This window comes from Actinocrinis sp., assembly GCF_035946395.1.
In the GTDB taxonomy this organism is placed as follows: Bacteria; Actinomycetota; Actinomycetes; order Streptomycetales; family Catenulisporaceae; genus Actinocrinis.
This window is the reverse complement of sequence record NZ_DASYZI010000046.1, coordinates 1-13817: the sequence shown is the minus strand read 5'-3', so window position 1 is coordinate 13817 and position 13817 is coordinate 1. Positions and strand designations below refer to the sequence as shown.

Here is a 13817-nt window from a genome sequence, read left to right as displayed (position 1 = left end):
CTCAGGAACCGGACTCGCTCAGAAGTCCATGTCCCCGCCGGGCATGCCGCCGCCGGCCGGGGCAGCGTTCTTCTCCGGCTTGTCGGCGATGACGGCCTCGGTGGTCAGGAACAGGCCCGCGATGGACGCGGCGTTCTGTAGCGCGGAGCGGGTCACCTTGGCCGGGTCGATGATGCCGGCCTTGATCAGGTCGACGTACTCGCCGGTCGCGGCGTCCAGGCCGAAGCCCGGCTCCAGGTTGCGCACCTTCTCCACCACGACGCCGCCCTCAAGGCCGGCGTTGACCGCGATCTGCTTGAGCGGGGCCTCGACGGCGATCTTCACGATCCCGGCGCCGACCTGCTCGTCGCCGGCCAGGTCCAGCTTCTCGAAGGCCTTCTGCGCGGCCTGGAGCAGGGCCACGCCGCCGCCGGCGACGATGCCCTCCTCGACCGCGGCCCGCGCGTTGCGCACCGCGTCCTCGATGCGGTGCTTGCGCTCCTTGAGCTCCACCTCGGTGGCCGCGCCGGCCTTGATCACCGCGACGCCGCCGGCCAGCTTGGCCAGCCGCTCCTGTAGCTTCTCCCGGTCGTAGTCGGAGTCCGACTTCTCGATCTCGGCCCGGATCTGCGCCTTGCGGCCCTCGATCGCGTCCGCCTCGCCGGCGCCGTCGACGACGGTGGTCTCGTCCTTGGTGACGACGACCTTGCGGGCCCGGCCGAGCAGGTCGAGGCCGACGGAGTCGAGCTTGAGGCCGACCTCCTCGGTGATGACCTGGCCGCCGGTGAGGATCGCGATGTCGCCGAGCATGGCCTTGCGCCGGTCGCCGAAGCCCGGGGCCTTGACCGCGACGGACTTGAAGGTGCCGCGGATCTTGTTGACCACCAGGGTCGCCAGCGCCTCGCCCTCGACGTCCTCGGCGATGATCAGCAGCGGCTTGCCCGACTGCATGACCTTCTCCAGGATCGGCAGCAGGTCCTTGACGTTGCCGATCTTGGAGTTGGCGATCAGGATGTACGGGTCCTCAAGGACCGCCTCCTGCCGCTCCGGGTCGGTGGCGAAGTAGAAGTTGATGTAGCCCTTGTCGAAGCGCATGCCCTCGGTGAGCTCAAGCTCAAGGCCGAAGGTGTTGCTCTCCTCGACGGTGATGACGCCTTCCTTGCCGGCCTTGTCCATCGCCTCGGCGATCAGCTCGCCGATGGCGGTGTCGGCCGCCGAGATCGACGCGGTCGACGCGATCTGCTCGCGGGTCTCGACCTCCTTGGCCAGCGAGGAGAGCTCCTCGCTGATCCGCTCGACCGCGGCGTCGATGCCCCGCTTCAGCGCGATCGGGTTGGCGCCGGCCGCCACGTTGCGCAGACCCTCGCGCACCAGGGCCTGGGCCAGCACGGTGGCGGTGGTGGTGCCGTCGCCCGCGACGTCGTCGGTCTTCTTGGCGACCTCCTTGACCAGCTCGGCGCCGATCTTCTCGTACGGGTCGTCGAGCTCGATCTCCTTGGCGATGGAGACGCCGTCGTTGGTGATCGTGGGGGCGCCCCACTTCTTCTCCAGCACGACATTGCGGCCACGCGGGCCGAGGGTCACCTTTACGGCGTCCGCGAGCTGGTTCATCCCGCGCTCGAGACCCCGGCGGGCCTCCTCATCGAACGCGATGATCTTAGCCATAGGTACTGTCCTCCCACAGAAGGGACGTGTCACGTGCCCCACGGGCGCCCGCGACGGCCGGTGCGGTAGGCGCACCTCACCAGTGGAAGCTGTTGGTAGCACTCTCTTCCGGAGAGTGCCAGTCCCCATGATTAGCACTCGGGGCCATTGAGTGCAAGCCGATGTCCAGGTCCCCACCCCGGTCTCGCTCAGCTGTTCGAGCGCGACCGCGAGCCGCCGGCCCGAACGCAACCGGCGGGAGCCGGTCGTCTCGACCGATTCCCGCCGGTTGCGTACGCAGTACAGCGTTACAGCGTTCTGAATCGCTTGGACTTGCCGATCAAGCGCGTCGAATCAGCGCGCGTCGATCAGAGTGCGCGGACCATGTCAGCCTGTGGGCCCTTCTGGCCCTGCGAGATCTCGAACTCGACCCGCTGCCCCTCCTCCAGAGTGCGGTACCCGTCCATCTGGATCGCGCTGTAGTGGACGAAGACGTCCGCGCCACCGTCGACCGCGATGAAGCCGTAGCCCTTCTCCGCGTTGAACCACTTGACGGTGCCTTGAGCCATTCCCAACTCCTTGCTGCCGGCCCTCTCCATCTATCCCGCGGGCGCGGGATTCGGGTCGTTCGTCCCCCCGCCCCCTCCGTCTCGCGCATCGAGCCAGGGCCGGTGATGACTGCTGTCGTTCTCACTCGCACCGCGCCGGGCGGCGCCGCTGTCCATTCAGACCTCGACTACGTTCCGGCACGGCCTCGCTGAACTGTGCGACCGGCGCTGAGAGTATCCTCAACCGCCCATGCCGCAACAGGTCATTGGGACGATAATTCGCAGCAGGCGGGCAATTTCACGCCATGACAAAGCCTCGCGAAATACCGCGAAGCGGGCTGATGATCATGAAAACGTAATCAGACGGTTACTGATCATCTCACTCGGTGGACAGTCCGGTAAGGAGCCCATGAGGAGTACGAGCCCTGACCGGTCCGTCAAACCGCGAGCCGACCGAACGGACGGTCTGGATGCACCCCGCCCGAAGGAATCGCACCGGGAAAACCTGAGGCTTTCTCGAATTGCAAACGTGAGCCGCCAGCCGTCTTTACATCGTTGTCAGACTAACAGCCCCCGGCAGCCTGCCAATCACCGGGGGGTTGCTGTCGGCAACAGCCGTCGGCGGCGCGCGGTGAACGAGCACTGCATCGAGACCGCGACATCGAGATCGCGACGCCGTCCGCGTCAACGACAGCCGCCGGCGACGGCGGGAATGATCGAGATCGCGACGCCGTCCTTGGTCTCGGTGGCGAGGCCGTCGGCGAAGCGGACGTCGTCGTCGTTCACGTAGACGTTTACGAAGCGGCGCAGCTTGCCGGTGTCGTCCAGCACACGGGTCTTGATGCCGGGGTGGGCGCTCTCCAGCGCGTCGATGACTTCGGCGAGGTTCGCGCCCTCGGCGGTCACCTCGGCGGCGCCACCGGTGTAGGCACGCAGGATGGTCGGGATGCGGACGGTGACGGCCATGGCGGCTGGCTCCATTCTGTGCTCAAAGTGGGAGTGGCCTGGGAGTGCACTGAAGGATCTTGCTCTGGCGGCCCGGCTCGCTCTGGTTCGCCGGTAAATATCGATCGGGACAAACCGTTACGGGCCGGGCGCATTCTCAAGATCTCCATCGGGCTCCCGGTGCCCTACGGACCGGGTGGTCTTCTGCTCAGCCGGCCGCGGCGCGGAAGGCCGCCAGCGAGGGCTTGATCGTGGCGGTCACGTCGACGTCGGCGACCGCTTCGAGGGTCTTGAGCCCGTCGCCGGAGTTGATCACCACGGTCGTCGCCCCGGGGTCGAGCACGCCGTTCTCGACGAGCTTGCGCAGCACGCCGACGACTACACCACCGGCCGTCTCGGCGAAGACGCCCTCGGTCCGGGCCAGCAGCCGCATCGCCGCCAGGACCGCGGCGTCGTCCACGTCCTCGACCGCGCCGCCGGTGCGCCGCGCCGCGTCGAGCACGTACGGGCCGTCCGCCGGGTTGCCGATCGCCAGCGACTTGGCGATCGTGTCGGGGCGCACCGGCTTCACCACGTCGTGGCCCGCCTTGAACGCGGCCGAGATCGGAGAGCAGCCGGCCGCCTGCGCGCCGAAGATCCTGTACCGCCGATCCTCGACCAGGCCGAGTGCGATCAGCTCCTTGAAGCCCTTGTCGATCTTGGTCAGCTGGGAGCCGGAGGCGACCGGGATCACGATCTGCTCGGGCAGCCGCCAGCCGAGCTGCTCGGCGATCTCGTACGCCAGCGTCTTGGAGCCCTCGGCGTAGTACGGCCGCAGGTTCACGTTCACGAAGCCCCAGCCCTCGCCGATCTCGTCGCCGATCAGCTCGGAGCAGAACCGGTTCACGTCGTCGTAGGTGCCGTCGATGGCGATCACCCGGCCGCCGTAGATCGCGGCCATCACGACCTTTCCGCTCTCCAGCCCGGCCGGGATGAACACACAGGAGTCGAGGCCGGCGCGCGCCGCCGCCGCGCTGACCGCCCCGGCCAGATTGCCCGTGGACGAGCAGGACAGCGTGGTGAAGCCGAAGGAACGCGCCGCCTCAAGCGCGATGGCCACGACCCGGTCCTTGAACGAGTGCGTCGGGTTGCCCGAGTCGTCCTTGACATACAGGTCGCGCAGGCCGAGCTCGCGGCCGAGGTTCTCGGCGCGGACCAGCCGGGTGCCGCCGGGGTTCAGGTTCGGCCGCTCGGCGACGTCGGCCGGGACCGGCAGCAGCGGGGCGTAGCGCCACAGCGAGTTCGGGCCGCGCTCGATGTCCGCCCGGGTGACCGTGCCGAAGTCGTAGGCCACCTCAAGCGGGCCGAAACAGGACTCGCACACGTACGCGGGGCCGAGGTCGGCGCGTTCGCCGCACTCACGGCAGGACAGCGCGACGGCGCGCCCGAAAGAGCCGGCAGCGGCGGTGAGGGCTGCGTGTGTGGGGGCGATGGTCATGGCGAGGCCTCTCTCCTCATCTTCCCCGTCGACTGTCGACGGGACGGACTTGGCACCTACGCCCTGGCGGGCCTCGCGTCGCGAAGGTCATCAGGGTGGTTGCCGGAGCTTCGCAGGGCCGTTCCCTCAGCTCCTCTGGATGAGCAAAACTATGAAGTTGTCGACCCGGGCACTCAGAGCCCGGATTCAGGTGACCCTTTCGGATCACGGAGCACTCTACCGGATCGCGACGAATGCACCACATCCGTTTCATCTGGTGGTCATCCAGGCGCCGCCGCACCGGCCGACCGCGACGAGCCATGATGGAGCGGTGGAAGAAGCGGACGATGTCGACACCGGCCCTGATGCCAGCCTCGACTGGCTGTCCCGGCGCACCTCGCACGAGGCAGACTGGACGCTGGAGCGGCTGCTCGCGCTCAAAACACAGCCCATGTCACAGGGCGGCACGACGGTGAGCGTCGTGTTGCCCGCGCTCAACGAGGAGCGGACGGTCGGGCCGATCGTCGCGGCGATCGTCGCCGAACTGGCCGCCCCCGGGCTGGTGGACGAGGTGGTCGTGGCCGACTCCGGCTCGACCGACCGGACCGCGGCCGTCGCCCGAGCGGCGGGGGCGCGGGTGGTGCGGCGCGAGGAGGTGCTCAGCAGCATCCCGCCGCGCCCCGGCAAGGGCGAGGTGCTGTGGCGCTCGCTGGCCGCGACGAAGGGTGACCTGGTCTGCTTCGTGGACGCGGATCTTGAGCAGTTCTCCTGCGCCGTGGTGCGCGCAGTGCTCGGCCCGCTGCTGGCCGACCCGGGCGTGCTGCTGGTGAAGGCGGCCTACGAGCGGCCGCTGGCGAACGGCGCGACCGTGCATCCCGCCGGCGGCGGCCGGGTGACCGAACTCGTCGCCCGCCCGCTGCTGAACCTGTACTGGCCCGAACTCGCCGGCGTCGTGCAGCCGCTGGGCGGCGAGTACGCCGGGCGGCGCGACCTGTTCGAGTCGCTGCCGTTCCCGTGCGGGTACGGGGTCGAGTTCGGGCTGCTCGTGGACACCTACGCAGCACACGGCCTCGACGCGATAGCCCAGGTGGACGCCGGAGTGCGCCGCCACCGGCACCAGGACGAGCAGGCGCTGGGCCGGATGGCGGCGGAGATACTGCAAGTCGCGCAGGCCAGGCTCGGCGGGCCGCGCCCGGTCTCGACGGCGCTGACCCAGTTCGCCCGCACCGCGTCCGGGTTCACGCCCAGCACCCGGGACACGGCGGTTGTCGAGCGCCCGCCGCTGCGGTCCCTCGCACTCGCCTAGGACGCCCAAGGCGTGCCCTGGCGCGGTCGTGCGGCATGTGACTTTGATCGCGTACTGAGGTGACTTGCCCGAATCGTGATTAAGCCGGGCCTGGCCTGGAAACGACCGTCACCGTGTTGGGATCTTCTTCGGCCGCCGAACCCGGCAAGGCCTCGGTACTGGTCGCCTCGAATCGGGGGCCGGTCTCCTTCGCGGTCGCGCAGAACGGCGAGCTGACCGCCAAGCGCGGCGGCGGCGGGCTGGTCTCCGGACTGTCCTCGGTCACCGCGCAGGACTCGTTCGAACAGGTGTGGGTGTGCGCGGCGCTGTCCGGCGGCGACCGCACGGCCGCGCGCCGCGCGCCGGGCGGGCGGCTGGACCGGATCGGTCTGATCGACTCGTCCCTACCGGTGCGGATGCTGGACATCGAGCCCGAGACGCTGCACCGCGCGTACAACGCGGTGGCGAACTCGACCCTGTGGTTCACCCACCACATGCTCTACGCCACACCGGTCAGCCCGGCTTTCGGCGGGCGGTTCCGGCAGGAGTGGGAGTCGTACGTCGAGTACAACGCCGCCTTCGCCGAGGCCCTGGCCGAGGAGGCGGCCCCGCAGGCGCGCGTCCTGGTCCAGGACTACCACCTCGCGCTCGTGCCGAAGCTGCTGCGCGACCTGCGCCCCGACCTGCGCATCGGGCACTTCTCGCACACCCCGTGGGCGCCGCCGGACTACTTCGGGATCCTGCCGGACGAGATGGCGCGCGGCGTGCTTGAGGGCATGCTCGGCGCGGATCGGCTCGGTTTCCTGACCGAGCGGTGGGCACTGGCGTTCATGGACTGCTGCGCGCGGCAGCTCGGCATGCCGGTCGACCGCGAGCGGATGACCGTGGGCGGGGCGGACGGGAAGGCGCCGACGCGGATCGGCGTGCACAGCCTCGGGGTGGACAGCGAGTTCATCGTGGAGCGGGCGAGCCGTCCGGACGTCGACGCGAAGCTGGCGGCGCTGCGCGAGTCGATCGGCGACCGGCAGGTGATCGTGCGGGTCGACCGTACCGAGTTGTCCAAGAACATAGTTCGCGGTCTTGAGGCGTACGCGGACCTGCTGCGCCGGTACCCGCAGTGGCGCGGCCAGGTCGTGCACATCGCCTTCGCCTACCCGAGCCGGCACGACCTGGAGGAGTACCGCGAGTACACCGCCGCGGTGCTGCGCACGGCGAAGGAGATCAGGGACGAGTTCGGCACGTCTGATTGGGAGCCGCTGATCCTGCACGTCGAGGACGACTTCGCGCGTTCGCTCGCGGCCTACCGGCTGGCCGACGTAGCCGTGGTCAATCCGATCCGGGACGGGATGAACCTGGTCGCCAAGGAGATCCCGCTCGTCGCGGCGGCCACCGGCGGAGCATGCGGCCTGGTCCTCTCCCGCGAGGCCGGGGCCTACGCCGAGCTCGCCGAGGACGCGCTCGTGGTGAACCCGTACGACATCACAGGTACCGCCGACGCGTTGCACGCCGCGCTCTCGATGGATCGGGCCGAGCGTCGGCGCCGATGCGAACGGCTCGCCGCCGCCGGGGCCGCCCTCCCGCCGCAACGCTGGTTCGCCGACCAACTCGACGCACTCGGTTAGCCGACCACGCAACCGATCATCACACTGTGAATGATCAAGTAATCGCACTGGTGATGGGCTCACAGTCAGATGAGCACACACTCGACGGCCGCGCTGCCGATCATCGCACTGTCGATAATCAGACAGTCGATGGTGACGCGGGCGGTCACGCAGGATTGGGCCGGACCCGGCCGGAACGAGCTCGCTGTCTGGCGTCCCGCAGCCGCCGCAGCCGCTTGACCAGCGCCGGTTCGAACTCCTGTGCCTCGGGGCGGTCGAGCAGCGCGTTGAGCACCTGGTAGTAGCGGGTGGGCGACCACTCGAAGCGGTCCCGGATCGCCTGCTCCTTGATGCCGGTGTACTTCCAGTGCTGTTTCTCGAAGGTGAGCACAGCCTGCTCGTACTCTGACAGCGGCCGCCGGGCAGTGCCCGTGCCGGGATTCGGGCCGGTGCCCGGGCCGGCATCCGCGTTGAGTTCGGCTGACGGCGGCTCAGCCGGCTTCGGTACGAACGCTTCCGTGGTTCCGGCAGCCGCCAGCTCCACTATGGCAGGGATGTCCGACACGTCCACGTGCAATGTCCTCGACGCCATCTGACTACTCCTCAGCCGCCTTGCCCCTTCTGGACATCGTAGGCGTGCACACCGACAAGTCGAGATGCGTCGAACAGGTGAGCGAAACCAGTGGGAGCGCACGGACGGCCGCGCTTCGGGTCGTCGGGGATCCGCGGGCGGCCCTGGCCGGTCCCGAGCGCGGTGGCGTAAGGTATTGGCGCTAAGGTCTATACCAATCTGGTCCGGAGTGACGGTCACGGCCGCCCGGCCGGCCATCCCACGCCCAGACATTAGACACAAGGTAGCCCGATGCCAGTACTGCGCCACGCCCGCCTCGTCCTGCCCGACGGTGTCGTCGAGGACGGCTGGCTGTGCACGGAGGGCGAACGGATAGCCGCCGTGGGCGGCCCCGCCCAGCCGCTGCCCGGTCCCGACGATACGCCCCACGACCTGGCCGGCCAATACGTCGTGCCCGGGTTCGTCGACATGCACACGCACGGCGGGGGCGGCGGAGCCTTCTCCTCCGGCCGGATCGATGAGGCCCGCAACGCGCTAGCCTTCCACCTGAGCCACGGCACGACGACCATCATGGCGTCCACCGTCACCAGCGCGCTGCCCGATCTGGAGCGGTACGTGGCGGAGCTGGCCGAGTTGGTCGAGGACGGCGACCTGGCCGGGATCCATCTGGAGGGGCCGTTCATCGCCCGGTCGCGCTGCGGCGCGCACGATCCGAACCTGCTGCGCGACCCGGAGCCCGCGGCCGTGCAGCGGCTGGTGCGTGCGGGGCGCGGGGCGGTACGCATGGTGACCCTGGCGCCGGAACTGGAGTATGGACTGGAGGCCACCGGGCTGCTGGCCGACGCCGGGGTGATCGCCGCGATCGGCCACACCGACGCCACCTATGCCGAGGCCAACCTCGCCATCGCGCGCGGCGCCCGGGTGGCCACGCACATCTTCAACGCGATGCGACCGGTGCACCACCGCGAGCCGGGCCCGGTGACCGCGGCGCTGGAGCAGGACGAGGTGTTCGTCGAGGTCGTCAACGACGGCATGCACGTGCACCCCTCCGTCGTGAGCCTGGTCTTCGCCGCCGCCGGCGCACATCGCACGGCCCTGATCACCGACGCGATGGAGGCAGCCGGCCTGGCCGACGGCCAGTATCCGCTCGGCCCGCTGACGGTCGACGTCAGCGACGGCGCGGTGCGCGTCGCCGGGACCGACACTCTCGCCGGCTCCACGCTCACCATGGACAACGCCCTGCGTAACACCGTGCTCAGCGTCGGGATACCGATCGAGCAGGCGGCGATCTCCGCCTCGCTCACTCCGGCGCGGGCGCTCGGCCTGGACGACCGCGTCGGCACGTTGGAGCCGGGTAAGTACGCCGACCTCGTCGTGCTCGACGACGATCTGCGCGTGGTCGCGGTGATGCGGCGCGGGAGGTGGGTGCACGGCATGGGAGCACCCGCCTACGAACGGGCCGTCACTCTGTAGCCCTCACCCCCTGGCAGGCATCCGCCATTCCGGTGAATCTTCGCCCGAATGGATGGTAATGCACGCCTTGGCAGCCGCATGTCGGTTTCGACCCCTAAGTCCGGTTGAGAGAATCCGGGTTGAACGTGCCCGCCGTTTTCCGGCACGAGGGTCCGGCGGTTTCTACCGACAACACAGGGAGCGACCATGGTTCTCTCGGTCTCCGGTGTACTGCTGCTCGGGGTCATCGTCTTCGTCCTGTTCCGCAAGGACGGGCTGAAGATCTCGCACATGATCGTCTGCATGCTGTTCGGCTTCTACCTCGCCTCGACCTCGATCGCCAGCTCCATCAAGAACAGCGCGGACTCGATCGCGGGCTTCATCAGCGGCCTGCACTTCTGACGCCGTGGCATCCGACGCCGTGACAGCCAGCCCAGTGACACCCAACGCCGTGCCATCCGACCCCGTGACATGCGACCCAGTGACATCCGACACGGTGGACTTCTGACATGCAGCCGGCCGTCAGGACCCCGGACTCGGTGTGGACGCGGCTCGGCCACGCGCTGACCGAGTCTCCACCGGCCGCCTGGTTCAACGACTCCGTGCTGCACCATCCGCGCGTCGCCAAGGGCAGGGGGATGGCCCACGAGGGGTGGGCACGCGTCCTCGACATCTGCTATCCGCTCATCGTGCTCGTACGCGGCACCCGCCGCGGCGCGGTGAGGCTCGGCGCGTGGTGGAAGGGCACGCCGAAGGAGAAGCGCCGTGTGGAGGCCGTGGTCACTGCGGCGTGCCTCGTCGGCATCGGGCTGCTCCAGTACGGGCCGCTGCTGCTGATCCTCGGCTTCATCGGCGGTGCGGCCTGGCTCGGCCGGGACACCGCGCGCAAGGGCGCCGACCCCGAGAGCCCGGCGCACATCGCCAAGCTCCAGTCGATCTACAACGGCCTGGTGCCCTACCTACAGGACGGGGACGATCCGGACCAACACTTCAAGCCGGGCGGTGGCTACCGGGACGCGTTCACCGCCTGGGAGTTCGACGAGCGGGACCGGCTCATCTGGCTGCGGATGGACTACTCCGCGTACTTCAGGGACGGCGAGACGGAGAGCCGGGCGAAGGTGGAGCGGGCGCTGGAGGGCAAGATCGGGCACTCCAACGAGTACCTGTACGCCTGGGACGAGGAGGGCAACCACCTGGACGTCCGCATCCTGCCGCCGCTGCCCGAGGGAATCGGCGCGCAGCCCTGGCCGGTGGCGGACATCGAGTTCGTACTCGGCGTCACCGACCCCGGCTCGGCGGGCCGGTTGATCCCGGTCGTGGTGCCCGACCCGGACGCCGCCGAGAGCACGCTCACCCCGGAAACTGCCCGGCCCGAGGGGCTGCCGCCGGGCTTCCGGGTCGCCCAACTGGCGCCGGCGGTGTGGCGTATCGGCACCCCGAACGCGTACCCGCACCTGTTGCTGGCCGGCGGCCCGGCCAGCGGCAAGTCGACCGCGGTGCGCTCGCTGCTCGGCCAAGCGCTGGCCCGCGGGCATCGGATCGCGGTGATCGACACCGACCAGAGCGCCGAGTACGGGGCGCTGATCGGCCGGCCGAACGTGCTGCGGATCACCGAGGAACCGGCGGACGCGCTCGACCTGCTCGCCTGGTTCGACCTGGAGGTCGAACGGCGCGCCGAGCTCGGCAGCGCGGGCGAAACGTTCGAGAAGCCGCCGGAGGACTCGGCGGCCCCGGATACGCGCAGCGGGGCCGAACCCCCTTCTTCGAACTTGACCGTGGCCGGCGGCGCAGAGTCGGCCGACGCGCAACGACAGACAGGCCCACAGCCGCGCACAAGGCCACAGTCAAGTTCGAAGAGCCCTGAGCCTCCGCTGTGGCTGTTCGTGGACGACCTGCCGGAGCTCTGCGCGGCGGCCGGGCGGCTCGGCCGGCCGGACCCGCAGGACACGCTCGCCGCGCTGGCCCGAAAGGCCAGGTTCGCCGCCGTCACTCTGGTGGTGACGGCGAGGCTCGACCAGGTCGCGGCGCTGCGCCCGGCGCTGCGCAACCAGCTCAGCTCGCGAATCGCGCTGGGCAAGGTCGACGGGGCGACCTCGACTCTGTTGTTCGGCGGCACGCTCGAACTTGGCGGTGCGCAGCTCATGCCGCCGGGGCGCGGCTACGTACGGATCGGCGCCGGTCCGGTCATCCGGCTACAGGCGCCCTACGCGCCAACGCTCGCGCTGTCAGCCGTGTGAGCATGGCACGGGAGCGCTTTCGGGCGTACATCTCGCGGTCCGCCGAGCCGAGCAGTTCCTGGGCCCGCTCCTCGGGTGCGAACACGTTCTGCTGCCGAGCCGGCTCGTAGGCGAGGCCCAAGGAGGCCCGTACGAGCAGCCTCGCGCCGGTGACGGCCAGGGGGTGGGAGAAGGCCTGATCGATCCGGTCGACGAGCGCCAGAGCCTCGTCTGGGCCGATTCCGGCGGCCACCACGACGAACTCGTCGCCGCCGACCCGCGCGACCACGTCCTCGCCGCGTACCGAAGCGCGCAGCCGCTCGGCGACCATCCGCAGCACGAGATCCCCGACGACGTGCCCCCGGTTGTCGTTGACCTCCTTGAACCGGTCGAGGTCGCAGAAGACCACGGCCAGCGGGATCTGGTCGGCCAGCAGCGCGACCAGCCGCTCACTGAGCTCGACCGGGTTGGCCAGCCCGGTCAGCGCGTCGTGCCGGGCCTGGTGCCGCAGGTGCTCCTCCCGGCGGTGCCGCTCGGCGATGTCCTCGCGCAGCAGCTCGCGCTCCCGCTCAAGCCGCGCCATCCGGGCCGCCGCCTCCTCGTGCCGGCGGGCGTTGAGGATGGCGAACCCGGCCTGCTCGGCGAACATGTCAAGCACGTCGCCGACCCAGCGCGGCGGGATACGGCCGTCCGAGGGATCGTCGACCGACAGCAGCCCGATCAGCTCGCCGCCGTTGTCCCGCATCGGCGCGAGCAGCGCGTAGTCCGGCTGCCAGGCGTCGGCGTCTTCGGGCCGTGCGTCGATGTCGGGAACGAACAGATGTATGCCCTCGGGCGGCTCGTCGCTGCTCAGTTCGCGGATGAAGCGCAGATTGTCGCTCCAGGCCTCGCCGACCTTGAGCAGATCCTCGATGGTCTTTCGCGCACAGGTGCCGCCCAGCAGAGCGGCACGCAGTTCGTCCGGGCCGGCTACCGCGCAACATCGCAGGTCGCCGTCATCCTGCACGTAGTTCACCGCGATGATCTGAAAGGGGGTGCAGGCGACTACGCCGTCCGCGATCGCTTGCATCGTGGCGTCGATGCCGACGGCGCCGTTCACTCCGCTGATCGCACGGTGGACGGGGCGCAGGGCGGACAGTGGTATGTGCCCGTCGGTGCCCTTGTCCACCACGTCGAACCCCGATCGCTCGTGCTCGGGACCGGTGCTAGAGCCGGGCGCCACGCCGACTTCGTCCGCGGGAAGGTATGAGGGCGAGTCCTCCCACTGAACGCACCGAGCCAGACACGGAATGTACAACACGATCGCCGGTTCACACCAGACGGTGTTCCGAGCTTGACATCAGGGGCGCACGGGCGGCGCAGACCGGCGTATGGCAGCGAACCGCGCTTGGGTGGAAGCAGGCGGGAAAGAAACCATGAAACGGAGGGCGGGTAAAGAATCGGCAAGGATCCGCGACAGTCTGGAAACGAGACCACCCGGGCGTGTCGCGAACGTGTCCCCGTGCGGTACCGTTCGAGAGTGGGTGTATCAGGCATGGACCATCCCATGATCGGTGCGGAGCGGTTCGAGGCGGCCCGGCGGGCCGCTTACGTTCCGCCGATCAGCGCCGGCGGGCAGGCGGTCAAGGACCGGCTGGACCGCCATCTTGCCGTTCTCGTGCCCGAGGGCGCGGATCCGGCGCGGTACGGCGTCGGCCTGCCGACTGGCGAGTCCGCCCGAATCGGCGCGGCCCAGACCGCGCAACTGCTGCGCGACATCACCCCGCGTCCGACGACGCCCACGAAGCGCAAGCTGTCGCTGCGCGCCCCGCTGCGCTCGTTCAAGCGCTGGATAGGCTTCTAGCCACTCGCCGCCCCGTAGTTCGCCGCGCCAGGGCACGACGCGTGTCATGCACCCACACGCGCGTCGGTCAGGCGCACGGCCTGACTGCCTGCACACAACGGTGGCAAGGAAAACGAAGGAAGCACGAAAGAGCGGGGCCTCCGGAGAGGTCCCGCTCCTCGTTTGTCAGCGGGCTGGTTCTTTAGGGCCCCTAGGGCGTGTGAGACGTAGGGTCAGATCAGGGTGCGGTGTCTGGCACGTGCGATCGCAAGGCGTCGGGTCGTGCCCATAATGGCGG

General features: G+C 69.5%; 12 protein-coding genes and 1 riboswitch. Of the genes, 6 read left to right on the top strand and 6 right to left on the bottom strand.

What is annotated here, in order from left to right; all coding sequences use genetic code 11:
* Nucleotides 1-18 precede the first annotated feature (18 nt).
* From groL to thrC, 4 genes are all read right to left on the bottom strand, one after another.
* Nucleotides 19-1644: a chaperonin GroEL gene (gene groL, locus VGS97_RS03230; protein WP_326851653.1), complete on the bottom strand. Its 1626-nt coding sequence runs from the start codon at nt 1642-1644 to the stop codon at nt 19-21.
* 347 nt (nt 1645-1991) lie between these two features.
* Nucleotides 1992-2192: a cold-shock protein gene (locus VGS97_RS03225; RefSeq protein WP_211465330.1), complete on the bottom strand. Its 201-nt coding sequence runs from the start codon at nt 2190-2192 to the stop codon at nt 1992-1994.
* Between the two features lie 663 nt (nt 2193-2855).
* Nucleotides 2856-3137 carry a ubiquitin-like small modifier protein 1 gene (locus tag VGS97_RS03220; RefSeq protein WP_326851652.1) on the bottom strand — a complete coding sequence of 94 codons (282 nt, stop codon included), beginning with the start codon at nt 3135-3137 and terminating at the stop codon, nt 2856-2858.
* Nucleotides 3138-3324: 187 nt separating this feature from the next.
* Nucleotides 3325-4593, bottom strand: coding sequence for a threonine synthase (thrC, locus tag VGS97_RS03215; protein WP_326851651.1), 1269 nt, complete (start codon nt 4591-4593; stop codon nt 3325-3327).
* A 13-nt stretch (nt 4594-4606) separates the two neighbouring features.
* Nucleotides 4607-4739: riboswitch (SAM riboswitch) on the bottom strand.
* A 164-nt stretch (nt 4740-4903) separates the two neighbouring features.
* Between thrC and VGS97_RS03210 the strand changes: the two genes are divergently transcribed.
* The gene (locus VGS97_RS03210) at nt 4904-5878 is read left to right on the top strand and encodes a glucosyl-3-phosphoglycerate synthase (protein WP_326851650.1); all 975 of its coding nucleotides are present in this window, start codon (nt 4904-4906) and stop codon (nt 5876-5878) included.
* Between the two features lie 116 nt (nt 5879-5994).
* Nucleotides 5995-7479 (top strand): alpha,alpha-trehalose-phosphate synthase (UDP-forming), encoded by a 1485-nt coding sequence (locus tag VGS97_RS03205; protein ID WP_326851649.1) that lies wholly within the window; start codon nt 5995-5997, stop codon nt 7477-7479.
* Between the two features lie 145 nt (nt 7480-7624).
* Here the strand turns inward: VGS97_RS03205 and VGS97_RS29390 are convergent, their stop codons facing one another.
* On the bottom strand, nt 7625-7870 hold the full coding sequence (locus VGS97_RS29390; protein WP_349261958.1) for a DUF3263 domain-containing protein: 246 nt from the start codon (nt 7868-7870) through the stop codon (nt 7625-7627).
* Between the two features lie 450 nt (nt 7871-8320).
* Here VGS97_RS29390 and nagA point away from each other — a divergent pair, with 450 nt between their 5' ends.
* The 3 genes from nagA (at nt 8321) to VGS97_RS03185 (ending at nt 11718) form a co-directional block, all read left to right on the top strand.
* Entirely contained in the window at nt 8321-9502 is a 1182-nt protein-coding gene (gene nagA / locus VGS97_RS03195) for an N-acetylglucosamine-6-phosphate deacetylase (RefSeq protein WP_326851647.1), read from the top strand.
* 186 nt (nt 9503-9688) lie between these two features.
* Nucleotides 9689-9883 carry a DUF2304 domain-containing protein gene (locus tag VGS97_RS03190; RefSeq protein WP_326851646.1) on the top strand — a complete coding sequence of 65 codons (195 nt, stop codon included), beginning with the start codon at nt 9689-9691 and terminating at the stop codon, nt 9881-9883.
* Nucleotides 9884-9990: 107 nt separating this feature from the next.
* Complete coding sequence (locus VGS97_RS03185) at nt 9991-11718, top strand: FtsK/SpoIIIE domain-containing protein (protein WP_326851645.1); 1728 nt, start codon at nt 9991-9993, stop codon at nt 11716-11718.
* Here the strand turns inward: VGS97_RS03185 and VGS97_RS03180 are convergent.
* Nucleotides 11666-12919, bottom strand: coding sequence for a GGDEF domain-containing protein (locus VGS97_RS03180; RefSeq protein ID WP_326851644.1), 1254 nt, complete (start codon nt 12917-12919; stop codon nt 11666-11668). The two genes, VGS97_RS03185 and VGS97_RS03180, sit on opposite strands and share 53 nt — an antisense overlap.
* Nucleotides 12920-13231: 312 nt before the next feature.
* Here VGS97_RS03180 and VGS97_RS03175 point away from each other — a divergent pair, with 312 nt between their 5' ends.
* A complete protein-coding gene (locus tag VGS97_RS03175; protein WP_326851643.1) occupies nt 13232-13540 on the top strand; it encodes a hypothetical protein in 309 nt (102 codons plus the stop codon).
* Nucleotides 13541-13817 lie beyond the last annotated feature (277 nt).